Consider the following 15162-nt stretch of genomic DNA (forward strand, 5'->3'; position numbering starts at 1 on the left):
GCGGTCGAGATCAGTTTCTAGCCGGACATGCTTAAAGCATGTCTCCCGAAAGTGGGAACCGGTTTCGGGATAAAGACATGCGTAAAATCAAAGACCTAAAGCGCATGGAGCGAATCCCAAGGATCGCGACGCGCTTTAGATGGCCGTGTCCCAGCCGGCGAGTTCGAGCCCGCGACGCAGTCGTTCGCGGTCCTCTTCGCGTTCCATGCGCATGTCCTGGACGATCTGGGCGATGGTGAGGTCTGGCTCCAGGGCGCGACCTTCGATGACGCAGGCCAGCGCCTTCCCGTGGTCGCTGGCAAATGCGTGGCATGCGGCCAGCCGCGCCCATTGCCAGGCGCTCTTGCGGGGCAGACAAGAGAAGGACGCGGCCGCTTCCTGATACCGCCCGAGCGCCAGCAGAGCTTCGCCTCGATCGTAATAGTACCAGGTCGGATGCATGGGATTGAGCTGGACGGCCTTGTCGAGCAGCGCGAGCCCAACCTCGCCGTCGCCGCGCAGCGCCCGGAAGAAGCCGGTTTGGGCGAGCGTGTCTGCATCGTAGGGATTGAGATCCAGCGCGCGGGCGAAGTGCTTCTCGACCGCGTCGTATTCGTCGCGGCCGCGATAGAGAAGCGTCAGCGCCAGCATGCGGTGGCAGCGCGCCTCGTCCGGGCTGAGCGCGATCGCATGCAGCGCCCGGTCGCGCGCCTGGTCGAGCACGGCGCGCGGCGCGTCGTTATAGCCGCCGATAATCACTTCGGCGAGGGCCAAATAGGCATGCGCCAGCCCTGATTGGGGATCGAGCTCGATCGCCTTGAGGAAATGCGCGCGAGCCGCCTGGTTGATCCCTTCGCCATAGCTGCGCAGCAATTCCTTGCCGCGCAGGAAATGCAGATAGGCTTCGACATTGGCGGCGGGCGCGGGCAGGCCGCGCCGCATCACCGCGCTTTCGATGTTGGCGACCAGCGCCGTCACGATCCGCTGCGCCACCATCGTCTGGAAAGCGAAGATATCGGCCGTGGCAAAAGTGAAGCTCTGCGACCAGACGCGCCGGCCCGATGCCGTCTCGGTCAGAACCACGCGCGCCGTATTCCGTCCCGGCGGTTTCGACGCGGCCTTCGGTGATATAGTCCGCGCCGAGCCGCTCCGCCGTCGCCCGGATGTCCTCGCGCGAATGCTCTGCCAGGGCGAAGGCGGAATGGCGCGCCAGCACGGCGACGGTCTTGAAGTATGAAAGCGCGTTGGTGATTTCCTCGACCGCGCCGTCGAACAATGCCTTGGCGGTGGCGTCGGCGGGGTCCACATCAAACGGCAGCACCGCCACCGTAGGCTCCGCCCGCGCCGCGGCCGCCGCCGGCGGCTGCGCGGCCTCGGTCTCGGGAAGCTGGAAGAGGTAGCCCCGGCGCGGCACCGTGCGGATCAGCGCCTGCGCCTCGTCGCCAATCGATTTGCGCGCGTCGCGGATCGATTGCGTGAGCGAGTCCTCGGTGACGATGATGCCCGGCCAGACGGCCTGCAACAGCTCGTCCTTGCTCAGCACCCGTCCGGGATTGCGCGTCAGGAAGGCGAGCAGTTCCAGGGTTTTTGGCCGGACGGGCACAATCTCGCCGTCGCGCCGGAGCGTACCCCGGTCAAGATCGAGAACAGCGCCGCCAATCCGTAGCGCCAAGCCCTTGCCCCATCGACACGCCTGATTGCGCGGGGTTCATTGGGAGGGCAAATCCCGGCAAGGTCAAGCCCGAAACATGCCGAGCAGGCCAAGCCACGAACGGCGGCGCGCGGCGTTCGGCTCGACGCGAGCCTCGCCAGGCGCGGTCTCGTTGGGCGGCAGCAGGTATAGCCAGGCCAGCATCTCGTTGGCCTCGCCGCAGCAGGGTCCCGCGATGCCCGCGGAAAGCATGCTCAGCGCTTCACCCCGCGACAGCGACGTCGGTGCAAATGATATGTCAGTCCTCGCATGCATGATTGACCTCCGTGGCTGGCGTCATGTGCTGCCATGAACGCCATCATCGTCCCGAGGGCGTCCGTTTGTCCTGAAACAATCCTGATTTTTCGCTGAATCCGTCCGGCCTAGCGGCGCCACAAGGGCTTGGCGAGTTCGTCGCGCACCTGGTCCATCGTCAGGCCGATATCGCCGATGAGATGCGGCGTCTCGCGCGCCCTGATCGCAAGCTCGTGACGAAACCGCGCCCGCTCGCCCCATGCCGACAGCAGGTCGAACAGGCCGGGCCGCTGCTCGGCCGCGTGGGCGTCCGTCAGCGGTTCGCTGAGATGGAGCCGCACGGCGTCACGGAATTCGGATATGGTGTCGAGCATCGTTTTCATGGTCGGCTCCCTCGTTTGAACGCTGCCCCATGGATAAGGGCATGCGGGGAGCCTGAACCTTCGCCATGCGCCGAACCATCGGCCGCATGCAGTGTTTTGGGTCCTGCATTTGTAGTATTTTGATGGTTCTACGGTTGATCGCATCTATGCCCGCTGGCAGGACAAGCCATGAACCGCATCGTGACGACCTCGGAGGCGTTGTCGGACCGCGAGCGCGCGGTGGCGGAGAGGTTCGCCGCCGGCATGACCTATCGCGAGATCGGCGAGGCGCTGTTCATCGCGCCGTCCACCGTGCGCACCCATCTCGCGGCGATCTATGAAAAGCTAGGCGTGCGCAGCAAGGTCGCGCTCGCCATGCATATCAACGCCATCGCAGCAGCGCCGGCCATGTCGCCGAACGGGCCCGAAGCTTCGCCGATGCTGGCGATATTCCCTATCGAATGCCTGAGTGCCGACGAGCAATGGCGCCGTTTTGCCGACGGCTTGTCGTCGGACATTACCGTCGATCTTGCGCGCTACGCGGACCTGCCGGTCGTTGCCTTCCACACCATGAAGGCCCTTGGCAGCAGGCCGGCCGATTTCGCCGCCGACGGCAAGGCGTTGGGTGCTGCCTATATCCTGTCTGGTCAATTGCGAGCGGACGGCCGACGGGTAAGGCTTACGATGGAACTCGCCGACGCACAGACCGGCGTCAGCCTCTGGAGCGAGCGCTTCGACCGGCCCGTGGAGGACATCTTTGCGCTGCAGGACAGCTTGACCGAAAGCGTCATCAACGTGCTCGCCGGCTGTTTCGGAACGATCGCCACGGTCGGCCGCAATGCGATCCGCCGCAAGCCGCCGGCTAGCCTGCGCGCCTACGACTGCTATCTGTTGGGCGTCGAGCAGCACAACACCTTCAGCCGCAGCGGCAACGGCGAAGCCATCAGGCTGTTTTCACGCGCGCTCGATCTTGACCCGACACTGGTCAGGGCCTGGACCGAACTTGCCTACGCCTATTCGATTGAGGCCTGCAACGGCTTCGGCGACGATCTGAACGCCTCGATCGCCAAATGGCGCTGGGCGGCCGAGAATGCCCTGCGGCTCGACGCGAGCGACAGCACTGCGCACAACTGCTTCGGCGATCTCATGGGCTGCCTCGGCGATCTGGAGGCAGCTGAAAGAGCCCACCGGCGCGCCTTCGAATGTGGTTCCAATCATGCCGACACACTGGCGCTGCTTGCCGGCAGCAAAGCGCTGGTCGCCGGCGATCCGGCCGAAGCGATCCCGCTCATCGAGCGCGCAATGCGCCTCAACCCGCTTGCCCCGCCATGGTATTTCGGCATGCAGGGGCGCGTCCTGTTCACGGCCGGCAGGTACCGGGACGCCATAGCAGCGCTGCGACGGAGCACGCCGGATTCTCCGCACATGCTGATATTTCTGATGCTCGCCCATGCGAGGGAGGGCGAGGGGGCCGAGGCGGCCGCCATCGCGAGCAGGTTGCGCACGGAATTTCCAGGCTTCTCGGTCGACGGTTTCATTGCGGGGTATCCCGTCACCAATCCCGACGCCGTGCGCGCTATCCGCGACGCGGCGAAGCTGGTGGCGATCCGTTAGCCCCCGCCCAGAAACGCCGCGATCAGCTTCAACATATTGCCGTCCCGCCCGAACTCCTTGGTGTCGAAGTCGCGGCTGCCCTGGCGCTGCGCCCTGGAGAGCTGGTCGAGATAGGCCGTCAGTTCGGCCCTGACCTTCTTGCAGCCGGGATCGTTCTCGGCGGTGAGGCCGGTGCTGAAGGCGACGATCTTGTCGACCATGTCGATGATGCCGGCGCCATGCACCTTCTCGTGCGCGATCAGCCCGGCCGCGAACCTGTCCCAGCGCGCCTGCAGGGCGGGGTCCAGCTTTCTGGCCGGCTTCGGCAACGTGTAGGTGATGATCAGCTTCGGTCGCGCCGACTTCAGCACGCAGGCGCTGCCTTGCGGCTGGTAGTCGCGCTGCCAGGTCAGCTTGAAGAACGTGTGCGCGATGACGCGACGCCCGCCGCCGGCCGCGCCGACCAGCGGGCCCTTCTCGCCGATCGACAGATAGAGCTGCTCCGCGCTTTGCCCGGAGACGGCATAGGTCTCGATACTCTCGATGGGCTTCCACTCCGCCCGCGCAGGGGAGGCAAGGAGCAAGGCGCAAAGCAGGATGGCGAATTTCATGAGGGACTCGATGGGATTCCGTGCGTTAGGTGCATAGCGGTTGTCTCGTGCGAGATCAAAGCGCGCGGGCAATCCGTCCTTTGAGGAAGGAGACTACGAGACGCCGCGCCGGAACCCGCTCCGCCCGTCATCCGTTTCCTTGGCCAATCATCCCAACCGATGGGGGAGGACAAGATGACCCGCAACGAGATCATTTCCGTGCTTGGACCGGTGGACGAGGCCGTGATCGCCGACATCGCGCTCACCGGCGCAAGCCTCGAGGAGCTGCGCGAGGCCTTCGCCTGGATCGGCGCCGACGAGGCGCTGGTGAATGAGGGCCATGCCATGCCTGGCGCCCGCGTGGCGAGACTGATCGAGATCCTCGAACCGCCGGAGGACGAGCCCGAGGCGCCGCACGCGGCGGACTAGGGCGCCGGCGCTTCATGGGGAGGCGTTATAGATCCCCATCCCTGAAACAAAAGCCGCGTTCCCGACGTTTGCGAATGCAAACTCGCAAGGTGCGCCATTGCCATCCACCTCAATCAAGAAAACAGAGTACGATCCAACCAGCAGGATCCTCTCTGTGTGGTTCGTGGCCAGCGGTAAGCGCTACGACTTTGAGGGCGTGCCGCCGGAGACTTACGCCGCGTTCCGGTCGGCCTTTGTCAAAGGCCGCTTTTTCAACGACCATATCCGCGGTCATTTCCGGTATCGCCGCGTTACCGATTAGCTGTCCAGTTCAAGCGGCTCATGCTCATCCTGGAACTGGTGCCACATAACCTGTCTGATGTCTTTGCAGTCGACGACCTGGCCGCACGTCTCGCAGCGATAGAAGTCCGAATTCCGAATGGAGCCTGGCGGGCGGTGCACCGTCACCCCTTTCGGCGGACCCAGCTCGGAAAGCCTCGTCATCCTCGAAGCTTCCTCGCCTCGCGCTCCAACGTCTTTCGGTCGTTGCCGTGCTCGCCGATCAGTTCACGCACCTGCTCGGGCGTGATGCGATGCTGTTTGGCGAAGTAGCGAACCTCGTAATCCTCATTCGCCGAAACTCGGTCGCGGTCCCTGAAATCGCGCTTGGTCTTGTCGTCTGCCATAGCCGTTCCTCCTGGTGAGAGAGAACAGAGTTCCGCACCGAATGTTCCCATTAGCTGCAGCTAACGGAACTGAAACGACCCTGCGCTATTGAATCAAACTTGAGTGATGCGTTGGGGCTCTCATGCGTAAGCCGGTTCGGCTGTCCTTCATTCGCCCGATGGAGCCTGAGCTTGTCGAGCAACCGCCAAAGGCAGACGGTTGGAGCCATGAGGTGAAATTCGACGGCTACAGATCGCAGATCATCAGGGACGATGAAGGCGTCCGTGTGTTCACAAAGTCGGGCATTGATTGGACCGCGAAGTACAAGTCGATCGCCAAGGAAGCCGAGACCCTGGAGGCAGAGAGCTTCATTATCGAAGGCGAGATGATTGTGCTCAACGAAAAAGGCCTGTCCGACTTCCATGCGCTGCGGTCGGCCATCACACAGCGGCCTCAGGCTCTCTATTTCGTCACATTCGACCTCCTGCATCTGAATGGCCATGACTTGCGCGACATGGCCCTGAAAGATCGCAGGGAGGTGCTGCAAGCGCTTATCCCGGCAGGTGGGCATATCCAGTTCTCGGAGGCTCTGCCGGGCACTGGCGACGCCGTTTACCACCTCGCGTGCGAGGCCAACCTGGAAGGCATCGTTTCGAAGCGCCTCGACAGTGTCTATCGCTCCGGCGCGACCATGAACTGGCGGAAAATCAAGTGCTACGTCGAAGCCGAAATGGACATCATTGGCGTGCAGCGTGAGGCGGGGAAGCCTGCCATGGTGCTGATGGCCGACAAGGGCCGGTACATGGGCGGTGCGTTTGTGACCTTCAAAGCCGACAAACGACAGGCTCTCTGGGATCGCGTGCAGGGCAAAGTTGGTGCTCCGCCTCCAAAGGGATTGGCAAAGCAGAAGGCGGAGTGGCTGAAGCCGGGCCTGGTCGGACGGGTGAAGTTCCTCAAGGGCGAGGAGACGTTGCGTCATGCCTCACTGAAGGATTTTCGCGAAAAGTAGGTGGAGTTACTGCGATGCCAGTTCGCCAGAAGGCGCAGGACGCCGGAATTTTCGAGCCTGCTGAATTGGAGTTCCTGGCAAGGGTGTTCGACCGGCTGAAAACTGAGGAGCAGACTGCCGATGAACGTGAGGCCCTGGCGTCCCGAATCCTCGCCAACTTCATGGCCGGCATCGAGGATGAGGAAGAGCTTGTTTCGCTGTCACGGCTGGCTCTGGGTCGCTCACACATGTCCTAAGCGGCATCACGGTCGTTGCCTCATTAGTCGCGCCAGCTGTTGCTGCCAAGCTACAGCCCTTTACATGAGATTCCATTAGAAAAGCCTTGTGCGGGGTTTCCTGGGTTTCGGGCGGACCATCCGGGGAAAGGGGCGCACAGCAGTTTGAGGGAAGATGACCCGTCGGCTTAGGTCGGCGGGTTTTTCTTTCGAGCGTCGGCTCTCATTTGAGATCGCACCTCAGATCGGTCGCGAGTCAAGGAGCGGTCTGCCATCCGTCGGCGCCACGTTCTATTGTCGGCGGTGAACTGGCCTTGCGGATCCGCTATTGAAGCGCGCCCGTCCGGCGCAAAGACAATTCCTCCAGCCTCTAAAGCTCTCCGCACAGCAAGCACACTGCTAGGTCGAGTGTTCTTTAGGCCGTTTTCGATTCCGCTGATCGTCGCTTCGCTGACGTTGGCCTTGGAAGCCAGGCGTACCCGCGACCAGTTCAAGAGGGCCCGGGCAAATCTGACCTGTTCTGCGGAGAGTTCATGTCGGCTGTCCATAACTCTGGAACATTCAATCTCGCTAAAATGTTCCAGGCCGATTTTTTGCAACGAAGCAGGTGGGCAACGAAGCTGCCAGGATTTAACATCGCGGCCGTGGTGGCGATGCGTCAGTATCGGGCCGTCCCATTTCTACCCAGGAGTGGACACCGGTCTGCGATCGAGTGTCACGGCGAAGTCGCAGACCGGCCCCCTCATCAACCTATTTGAGACAAAGCTCGCATGCGCGCTTCTGGGCGTCTCCACGCCAAGCAGAAGCAAAGAACACCACCTTCCGAGCGGGCGAGGACCGGTCGATCCAGATCCAGGAGCGCAAAATGCGCCGCCGGCCGCGATGACCGAAATCTCCAATTCACCAATCACGCGGTGACGCCGGAGCAGCGGAAGGGCTGCCCATGGGGTTCTGCCATCCAACGAACGATGCCCGCCGGGGGTACAGCGGGCATCATCTGCAAAAAAACTGACGATCAGGGGACTTCGCTCGTCAGTCAGGACCCGAAATGATCTCGCGGACTAAATGTTTCGCCGCATGGACCAATGCGAGCAAGCGAGGGACTTCAGTCTGAATGAGTTGGCGGCCGACGCCCTTCCTCCGTTGGGGGGGAAGGCGGCCTCCCTTTCCGTTTCGCCGTCCTAGAGTGTTTCACCGTTTCATGGAAACGGCGAACCCTCTATCTCTTTGTGTTGTCGCAATTCCAGGCGGAAAACCGCTCACACTTTTCCTGAAATTGCTCTAGAGCGGCCCGACAGTTCCGCGTTGGGGTAGCGTGGATGAACCGCCGGGCCTAGCCGACTCGGGTGGGGAGCCGGCTGTGGCAGATGGTATATTAGCGCATCTGCATGAAGATCACGGTTGATGACTTTCCACCGTTTTTCGCCCATGGCACAGGGGATGGACGGGAGCGGCCCGGCAGGCTGACGGGGTAGGCCAGCGAACGCCGGGCCTAGCCGGCGGGGACTCGGAAACGAAACATGGCACCGGCTCGCTTTAATATACGCCTCTGCCGAGGGATCGGCACGCTGCCGTTGGTAGTAAGCCGGAATCGCTAAAGCATGTCTCCCGAAAGTGGGAATCGGTTTCGGGATAAAGACATGCGTAAAATCAAAAACCTAAAGCGCATGGAGCGTATCTGAAAGATCGCGACGCGCTTTAGGCCGGCGCTGGCGAGCATCGTGGCACGGCTATCGCCGCCATTCCACCGGCGAGGCGCACTTGCCGATAAGAGCGGCCCGGCGGTTCCGTTGGGTAGCGTTGATGGATGACCGCCGGGCCTAGCCGGCGCTGGGTTTCGGGTGGCGAACGCGGCGCCGGCTGGCGAAACACTACGCTCTTGCCGAAATAGTTGGCACGTATCCATAAGGACGAACGAGGGAGTAGACCAACGTCGTCCCATCTCGGGACCGAATTGCTGGCATCAATTTTGCGTCGGTCGAATTGCTGGCACAGCAAGGGATCTTTTCACATTGCGATTGTCTGCTCAGCCTGCGCGAAAGCCAGGATCACCGAAATGCATATACTCGGCGCCGTTGCAGATCGAGGATGTACAGATCGACGAGAACGGCGATGTGACCGTCTCGATTGTTACTGACGACATCTACTCGAAGAATTCCAAACAGCGCTATCAGATTACGCTGACCGAAGCCGAAATCTGCGTGCTCTCCCGCGGCGCCGAACGGCGCTTTCGAGTATGACGCTCGCGAATAAATCGCGATTTATGCATCTCTGCGGCGTTCATGCACGAAGATGAGGCGCCGGGCGCCCCGCTCCATCCCACGCGGTGGAGCATGGGTGCTTCTCCCTACTTGCCCCTCCAACCCCTCCCGTCATAGGTTTTGCCGCTTTGGCGGGAGGAAAAGCGTTTTGGAGACCAATGTCGTCATTGTCGGCGCCGGCCCTGCCGGGCTCGCCGTCGCGGCCTGCCTCAAACAGGCGGGCGTCGATTTCCTTATTCTCGAAAAGGCTGATGAGGTTGCGCCGTCCTGGCGGCGGCATTACCGGCGGCTGCATCTGCACACGGTGAAATCCTTCTCCTCGCTGCCTTTCGTGCCGTTCCCGAAAAGCCATCCCCGCTACGTTCCGCGCGAAAAGGTGGTGGCCTATCTCGATGCCTATGCCGAGCGCTTCGGCCTTGAGCCGCGCTTCGGCGTCACGGTCAAATCCATCCGCCGCGAGGGCGAAAAATTCCTGGTCCAGACGGACGCCGGCGGGATCAGCGCCAGGAAGGTCGTCGTCGCCACCGGCAACAACGCCCAGCCGATCATGCCGGATTTCCCGGGCATCGAGGATTTCAAGGGCAAGGTGCTGCACAGCGCCGCCTACACCGAAGCGGCGCCCTATGCCGGCAAGGACGTGCTGATCGTCGGCATGGGCAATACTGGCGCGGAGATCGCGCTCGATCTGGCCGAAAGCGGCGCTCACCCCACCATCTCGGTGCGCAAGGGCGTCCACATCGTGCCGCGCCAGCTGTTCGGCGTGCCGATCCAGATGGTGGGCATCGCCAGCCGGACCATGCCGCAGGCGCTGAACGATTGGATGTTCCCCAAGATCCTCGACCGGGCGCTGGGCCGGCTGGAGCGATACGGCATCGTGCGGCCCAAGCAAGGCATCCTGCAAGGCATCGAGGCCGGCCGCATTCCGGTTATCGATATCGGCACCGTGGCGGCGATCAAGCAGGGTCGGATCGGCATCGCGCCGGACATCGCAAGCTTCACCGGAGACGGCGTGACATTCGTCGATGGCGTGGAGAAGATTCGACGCGGCCATTTTCGCCACCGGCTACCGTCCGGCCTATGACGCCTTCCTGCCGGCGGAGCTCAGACCGGACAAGAGCGGCGTCAACGCGCGGGCGAGCGAATTGGGCGTCTATCTCGTCGGCTTCTACAACCCCGTCACGGGTCTGCTGCGCGAGATCGGCATCGAGGCGCAGGCAGTGGCGAGGGATATTGCGGGGAGGTGAGGAGGTCGCGGCCAACATGATAGGCCGGGTTCCTTCGCCCCCCTCTCTGTCCTGCCGGACATCTTCCCCTCAAGGGGGGAGATTGGCAGCTTCCGACGGCCGTCTCCCTGCAGCGCTGGTGATTGGCGAAAGCATACATGACATATAATCTCCCCCCTTGAGGGGGAGATGCCCAGTAGGGCAGAGAGGGGGGCCTCGCCAAGACCTTTCTGTGTTTTGAGCCCCGCCACCTGAATCGGGTGGCGCATCGGACCACCTCATGCGAAGCCATTGCTGCCAATGAGGGATCGGCCATGCTCATGCTCTACGATTATCTCCCGTCGCAAAACGCCTGGAAGATCCGCGTCCTGCTCGGCCTGCTCGGCATCGCTTACGAAACCCGCATGGTCTCGATCTTCGAGGGCGAGAGCCGCACGGAGGCTTTCCTGAAGCTCAACCCGGCCGGCGCCGTTCCGGTGCTCGCCGTGGACAATGGCCAGGCGATCGCCGAGTCCAACGCAATCCTCACCCTCGTCGCCGAGGGCACGCCCTATCTGCCGACGGACCGGCTTGCCCGCGCCAAGGTCATGCAGTGGCTGTTCTTCGAGCAGTATTATGTCGAGCCGGTCATCGGCTCGCTGCGCTTCTGGAGCCTGACCGGCCGGCTGGAGCGCAACCAGGCGCTGGTTGCCGGCAAGCGCGAGGCGGGTGTGCGAGCGCTTGGCGCGCTGGAGCGCAGCCTGGCCGACACGCCTTTCCTGGTCGGCGATACGCTCACCATCGCCGACATCGCCGTCTATGCCTACAGCCACCGCGCTGAGGATTGCGGTTTCTCCCTCGCCGATTATCCGGCGGTAGAAGGCTGGGTGGAAAGAGTGGGCGAGGCGATCGGCCCTGGCTATCCGGTGCATCCCTACAGCATCGATCCGCATTCGGGCGGGTGAGGGCTGATTGCCAGCTGTCGGCGCCGAGTTCCTTCGCGCCGACGTTCAATAGTCCTCAGGACTTCGAGCCCTACCGGTCCACCAGCGACATCGTGCGCTCGTTATACCTTGGCCCGGATACCTTGTCGGGCGTCAGCGCCATGTCGAGCCCCAGTATCTCGGTCGCGTCGAGCGTGATGTCCGCCGCCGCGACATTTTCCTCCAGATAGGTCCGCCGCTTGGTGCCAGGGATCGGCACGATGTCGATGCCGAAGTCCGGCCCCTTGGCGAGCAGCCAGGCGATCGCGATCTGGCCGGGCTTCACGCTTTTTGCCGCTGCAATGTCGCGCACCGCGGCGGCGGCCGCGACATTCAAGTCGAAATTCTCGCCCTGGTAGCGCGGGTCGCCGCGGCGGAAATCGCCCTGCGGATAGTCCTCCGCGCGCTTGACGTCGCCGGCCAGGAAGCCGCGGCCGAGCGGCGCGAAGGGCACCAGGCCGATGCCCAGCTCCTTCAGCGCCGGGATGATCTCGGGCTCGAGGTTGCGCTCCCACAGCGAGTATTCGCTCTGCAGCGCCGAGACCGGATGCACGGCATGCGCGCGGCGGATGTTGGCAATGCCCGCTTCCGACAGGCCGAAGAAGCGCACCTTGCCCTCGGCCACCAACTCGCCGACCGCGCCCGCGACATCCTCCATCGGCACCGCGGGGTCGACGCGGTGCTGGTAAAGCAGATCGATGCGATCGGTGGCGAGCCGCTTGAGCGAAGCCTCCACTACCTCCCGTATATGGTCGGGCCGGCTGTCGGTGCCGGCCTGCTTGCCATCGACGATGCGGAAGCCGAACTTGGTCGCGATCGTCACCTGGTCGCGCCGGCCTTGCAGCGCGCGCCCAAGCAGTTCCTCGTTGAGGAACGGCCCGTAGACCTCGGCCGTGTCGAGAAAGGTGCAGCCGAGCTCGATCGCCCGGTGGATCGTCGCGATCGACTCCGCTTCGTCGGCCGGCCCGTAGGACTGGCTCATGCCCATGCAGCCGAGGCCGATGGCCGAGACTTCGAGCCCCTGGCTTCCGAGTTTGTGTTTGCCGAGGCTCATATGTTCTTGTCTCCCGCGAAAAATCGCCGCTCGCGAAAGTATAGGGCGGGGACAGAACACGTCCAGCGGCGAGCCGGCAGCGCTTGATCCAGGTCAAGGAAACCGCAGGACGGCGCCGTATAGTCGGTCCGTCTTGGGAAGGACACAAGGCGGGCGGGTGGTTCCAGCCGACTCCACTCCCTCGGGGACCCGACGGAACCACCCACACCGACGTTTGGTAATATCGGACAAAGGCTGTAGCGCGTCGCCCGAACTCGTTTTCGGCGCGACGCGCTTTTTTATGCACCCAGAGTCCACGCCGCGCCGGTTCGCCCGGCTCAACTATAAGGCGACAGGCACTGCTGGCGAGGGCCGCCATAGGGCTGGTAGCTGTTGTCCCAGGCGCGGTAGGAGCGGTAGCGGTCATAGCACCAGCGCACATGGGCGGCCGCCAGGCGCGCCGCTGGGGGCGGGGGTGGCGCGACCGTGGCGGCCGCCACGCCGGCCGCGAAGGCGGCGGCCGGGAACCAGTAGCCATTGTAGTAGCGGTAGCCGGGGCGCACGCGCCAATAGCCACGGTAGCCGTTGTAGTAATAGACGCCGCCAACGACGTAGAAGCCGCGCCGGTACCAGACCGGCGTCGCCTGGCTGGTCACGGATGCCTGGCCGGGGGCGGGCACGATTGGAACGGCCTCGGCCGGCGAGGCCAGCATCGATGCGCCGAGCACCAGGCCGCAAAAGGCCGTCGCTATCCATTTCATCGTCTCTCTCCTTTGTTGTGTGTCACTGGGGATCACGGGGGGATCACGGGCGCTTCAGCGCCCGCAGTTCGGAAATCGAAAGCGCGCCGTCGCCATCGGTGTCCGCCTGCAGCAGCCGGTCGGGAATGGCGGCCGTGAATTCGTCGCGCGAGATCTTGCCGTCGCCGTTGCGGTCCATGCGGCTCGCCTCGGCCTGCAGCCCCGCGAAACGCGCGGCCTGGATGTCGCGCTTCGCCTTGACCTGCGCTACGGCCGCGCGCACCTCGTCGGGGTCGAGCACGCCATTGTGGTTGGCGTCCAGCCGGTCGAACATCCGCGCCCGCGCTGCCTGGATCTCGCTGAATTCGAGCTTTCTGTCGCCATTGGTGTCGATGCGCCGGAACGCTTCCCGGGCCCCTGGAGCAGCCCGGCGAGGGCTGTCACAATCTTGGTCATCTGGGTCTCCGCTGTAATCGACGGCCCGCCGCGGACCGTCCTTGCAGCGCCTCCTACGCGCGAGTTCGAAGGCTCCTACGCGCTGCCCGCGAATTTTTCGGAAGGTTCGATGCACGGGGCGCCGCGCCATGGCGGCCGGCGAAAAAATCCGCCTGCCGAGCGTAGGAGCACGAACCGGGCTGCGTATTGGCCGACAGTCGCCCCCGCGACGTGACAGTCGAAAGGACCAACCATGAAACACTCAGCAATCCTTGCGGGTCTGCTTCTCGGGCTCGCTCCAGTCTGCGCCACCGCGGCGCAGGACATGCCCGGCCAGCGCATCCTGCAGCGCCTCGACACCAATAGCGACGGCGCGATCTCGAAGGACGAGATGCTCGCCGCCCGCGAACGCCTCTTCAAAAGGCTCGACCGCAATGGCGACGGCGTCATCGACGGGAACGAGATCGAGACCGCCCGCCAGGCCATCGATGACCGCGCCCTGGCAGCCGAGGCCCGCCTCGGCAATCGCTGGCGGCGCATGGACAGGAATGGCGACGGCAAGGTCACCGAGGACGAGTTCCAGGCCAGCACGCCGCTCTTCGATCTCGCCGACCGCAATGGCGACGGCAGGCTCTCCGCCGACGAGATCGCGGCGATCCGCAAGATCGTGGCTGCTCATGCCAATTGACCAACCTGCCTTCCAGAAAGGAAATGACATGCTTTCAAGACTCAAACTTCCGCTGCTTTGCCTTGGCGCGATGGTCGTCTGGTCGGCCGCTTACCCGGCCTCGGCCGAGGAATGGACGCGCAAGACCGCGCATGGCGGCGAACTGAGCCGCAGCGTCGACCGGGACGGCAATATCTACACCGGCTCGACCACGCGCACCGGACCGAATGGCGGCACCTACACGTCGAACTCGACCTGCAAGGCCGGCGTTGTTGACCGCTGCTCCAGGAGCTATTCTGCCACCGGGCCGAACGGCAAGACCGTTTCAGGTCAGCGCTACAGCGCGGCCGGACCGTTTCGCGGCCGTTCTGTCGGCAGCTTCACGGGCCCGAACGGCAACACGGTTCACGGCTTCCGCCGTTGGCGCCGCTGACATCTGGTGGTGGACTTGACGTCGGAATTCGTTTTTCTCCCGAGCCGGATCGTCGCGGATTTCTGCCTCGCCCCCGGAGGCTCCTCGACCGGTGCCCGCCGCCGTGCGGGATGAAGCTGCCGGTGGCGACGAGGAGCTTCTGGCCCGCATCGCCGCGGGCAGCCAGGCGGCTTTGTCCGCGCTCATGGCCCGTCACGGCCGTGGGCTGCGGACATTCGCCACGCGCTATCTCGGTCATGCGGCCGATGCCGAGGACGTGGTGCAGGAGGTGTTCGTGACCGTCTGGAAACAGGCCGCACGCTTCGATCCCGGCAGGGCGCGCGCCTCGACATGGCTCTACCGGATCACGGCCAACCGCTGCATCGACCAGCGCCGGCGCCGAGCGCTGCGCAACTTCTTCGGCCTGGACGACATCGCAGAGGAGCCGGCCGCGCCTGAAGCGAATGCCGAGACCGCGACGGCGGCAAGGCAGGAGCTGGCGATCGTGCGCGATGGCCTGTCGCGCCTGCCGGAGCGCCAGCGCATGGCGCTGCTTCTTAGGGCGGTGGGCGAGCTTGACATCGGTGCGATCGCCGAGGTGATGGGCGCCAGCGCCGGCTCGGTCGAACAGTTGCTCGTGCGCGGGCGCCGCGCGCTTAGGG

22 protein-coding genes are annotated in these 15162 nt (G+C 63.9%); 13 read left to right on the forward strand and 9 right to left on the reverse strand.

Translation table 11 applies throughout. From position 1 onward, the window contains the following. Nucleotides 1-135 precede the first annotated feature (135 nt). Nucleotides 136-1062: a hypothetical protein gene (locus EOA24_RS41510; protein WP_245467117.1), complete on the reverse strand. Its 927-nt coding sequence runs from the start codon at nt 1060-1062 to the stop codon at nt 136-138. Nucleotides 1063-1450: 388 nt separating this feature from the next. Here EOA24_RS41510 and EOA24_RS42910 point away from each other — a divergent pair, with 388 nt between their 5' ends. Further along, nucleotides 1451-1645: a hypothetical protein gene (locus EOA24_RS42910; protein WP_245467116.1), complete on the forward strand. Its 195-nt coding sequence runs from the start codon at nt 1451-1453 to the stop codon at nt 1643-1645. Between the two features lie 69 nt (nt 1646-1714). On the opposite strand, the gene EOA24_RS09150 is transcribed toward EOA24_RS42910, so the two are convergent. Next, nucleotides 1715-1945, reverse strand: coding sequence for a hypothetical protein (locus EOA24_RS09150; RefSeq protein ID WP_126083336.1), 231 nt, complete (start codon nt 1943-1945; stop codon nt 1715-1717). Nucleotides 1946-2052: 107 nt separating this feature from the next. Next, the gene (locus EOA24_RS09155; RefSeq protein WP_126083335.1) at nt 2053-2307 is read right to left on the reverse strand and encodes a DUF1127 domain-containing protein; all 255 of its coding nucleotides are present in this window, start codon (nt 2305-2307) and stop codon (nt 2053-2055) included. 168 nt (nt 2308-2475) lie between these two features. Here EOA24_RS09155 and EOA24_RS09160 point away from each other — a divergent pair, with 168 nt between their 5' ends. After that, nucleotides 2476-3900: a LuxR C-terminal-related transcriptional regulator gene (locus EOA24_RS09160; protein ID WP_126083334.1), complete on the forward strand. Its 1425-nt coding sequence runs from the start codon at nt 2476-2478 to the stop codon at nt 3898-3900. On the opposite strand, the gene EOA24_RS09165 is transcribed toward EOA24_RS09160, so the two are convergent. Next, complete coding sequence (locus EOA24_RS09165) at nt 3897-4490, reverse strand: DUF922 domain-containing protein (protein WP_126083333.1); 594 nt, start codon at nt 4488-4490, stop codon at nt 3897-3899. The two genes, EOA24_RS09160 and EOA24_RS09165, sit on opposite strands and share 4 nt — an antisense overlap. A 174-nt stretch (nt 4491-4664) precedes the next feature. On the opposite strand from EOA24_RS09165, the gene EOA24_RS09170 reads away from it, so the two are divergent. Both EOA24_RS09170 and EOA24_RS09175 read left to right on the forward strand, forming a co-directional pair. Next, on the forward strand, nt 4665-4898 hold the full coding sequence (locus EOA24_RS09170; RefSeq protein WP_126083332.1) for a hypothetical protein: 234 nt from the start codon (nt 4665-4667) through the stop codon (nt 4896-4898). A 97-nt stretch (nt 4899-4995) separates the two neighbouring features. Continuing rightward, the gene (locus tag EOA24_RS09175) at nt 4996-5199 is read left to right on the forward strand and encodes a KTSC domain-containing protein (protein ID WP_126061481.1); all 204 of its coding nucleotides are present in this window, start codon (nt 4996-4998) and stop codon (nt 5197-5199) included. A gap of 178 nt (nt 5200-5377) precedes the next feature. Here the strand turns inward: EOA24_RS09175 and EOA24_RS09180 are convergent, their stop codons facing one another. Next, nucleotides 5378-5563 carry a DUF3606 domain-containing protein gene (locus EOA24_RS09180; protein WP_042642958.1) on the reverse strand — a complete coding sequence of 62 codons (186 nt, stop codon included), beginning with the start codon at nt 5561-5563 and terminating at the stop codon, nt 5378-5380. Between the two features lie 122 nt (nt 5564-5685). On the opposite strand from EOA24_RS09180, the gene EOA24_RS09185 reads away from it, so the two are divergent. Beyond that, nucleotides 5686-6552, forward strand: coding sequence for an RNA ligase family protein (locus tag EOA24_RS09185; protein ID WP_126083331.1), 867 nt, complete (start codon nt 5686-5688; stop codon nt 6550-6552). Nucleotides 6553-6566: 14 nt separating this feature from the next. Next, nucleotides 6567-6788, forward strand: a complete 222-nt coding sequence (locus EOA24_RS09190; RefSeq protein WP_126083330.1) for a hypothetical protein — start codon at nt 6567-6569, stop codon at nt 6786-6788. A gap of 167 nt (nt 6789-6955) precedes the next feature. Here EOA24_RS09190 and EOA24_RS09195 read toward each other — a convergent pair whose 3' ends face one another. Further along, nucleotides 6956-7315: a helix-turn-helix transcriptional regulator gene (locus tag EOA24_RS09195; protein ID WP_126083852.1), complete on the reverse strand. Its 360-nt coding sequence runs from the start codon at nt 7313-7315 to the stop codon at nt 6956-6958. Nucleotides 7316-8842: 1527 nt separating this feature from the next. Here EOA24_RS09195 and EOA24_RS41515 point away from each other — a divergent pair. The 4 genes from EOA24_RS41515 (at nt 8843) to EOA24_RS09210 (ending at nt 11195) form a co-directional block, all read left to right on the forward strand. After that, on the forward strand, nt 8843-9007 hold the full coding sequence (locus EOA24_RS41515; RefSeq protein WP_189341959.1) for a hypothetical protein: 165 nt from the start codon (nt 8843-8845) through the stop codon (nt 9005-9007). Nucleotides 9008-9176: 169 nt separating this feature from the next. Continuing rightward, a complete protein-coding gene (locus EOA24_RS09200; protein ID WP_348526262.1) occupies nt 9177-10109 on the forward strand; it encodes an NAD(P)/FAD-dependent oxidoreductase in 933 nt (310 codons plus the stop codon). Next, entirely contained in the window at nt 10051-10272 is a 222-nt protein-coding gene (locus tag EOA24_RS44065) for a hypothetical protein (protein WP_348526261.1), read from the forward strand. The genes EOA24_RS09200 and EOA24_RS44065 overlap by 59 nt, the downstream gene beginning before the upstream one ends. Nucleotides 10273-10565: 293 nt before the next feature. Beyond that, nucleotides 10566-11195: a glutathione S-transferase family protein gene (locus EOA24_RS09210; RefSeq protein ID WP_126083329.1), complete on the forward strand. Its 630-nt coding sequence runs from the start codon at nt 10566-10568 to the stop codon at nt 11193-11195. A gap of 70 nt (nt 11196-11265) precedes the next feature. Here EOA24_RS09210 and EOA24_RS09215 read toward each other — a convergent pair whose 3' ends face one another. The 3 genes from EOA24_RS09215 to EOA24_RS42915 form a co-directional block, all read right to left on the reverse strand. After that, nucleotides 11266-12267, reverse strand: coding sequence for an aldo/keto reductase (locus EOA24_RS09215; protein ID WP_126083328.1), 1002 nt, complete (start codon nt 12265-12267; stop codon nt 11266-11268). 317 nt (nt 12268-12584) lie between these two features. Beyond that, nucleotides 12585-13007, reverse strand: coding sequence for a BA14K family protein (locus EOA24_RS09220; RefSeq protein WP_127257304.1), 423 nt, complete (start codon nt 13005-13007; stop codon nt 12585-12587). A 43-nt stretch (nt 13008-13050) separates the two neighbouring features. Further along, complete coding sequence (locus EOA24_RS42915; protein WP_245467114.1) at nt 13051-13320, reverse strand: EF-hand domain-containing protein; 270 nt, start codon at nt 13318-13320, stop codon at nt 13051-13053. Nucleotides 13321-13674: 354 nt separating this feature from the next. Between EOA24_RS42915 and EOA24_RS09230 the strand changes: the two genes are divergently transcribed. The 3 genes from EOA24_RS09230 to EOA24_RS09240 form a co-directional block, all read left to right on the forward strand. Continuing rightward, nucleotides 13675-14109, forward strand: coding sequence for an EF-hand domain-containing protein (locus EOA24_RS09230; RefSeq protein ID WP_126083326.1), 435 nt, complete (start codon nt 13675-13677; stop codon nt 14107-14109). A gap of 28 nt (nt 14110-14137) precedes the next feature. Continuing rightward, on the forward strand, nt 14138-14521 hold the full coding sequence (locus tag EOA24_RS09235) for a hypothetical protein (RefSeq protein ID WP_126083325.1): 384 nt from the start codon (nt 14138-14140) through the stop codon (nt 14519-14521). Between the two features lie 91 nt (nt 14522-14612). Then, nucleotides 14613-15162 (forward strand): sigma-70 family RNA polymerase sigma factor (locus tag EOA24_RS09240; protein WP_127409755.1); only part of this gene is annotated, 550 nt, incomplete at its 3' end.

It is taken from the genome of Mesorhizobium sp. M2A.F.Ca.ET.039.01.1.1, from assembly GCF_003998035.1.
GTDB lineage: Bacteria > Pseudomonadota > Alphaproteobacteria > Rhizobiales > Rhizobiaceae > Mesorhizobium.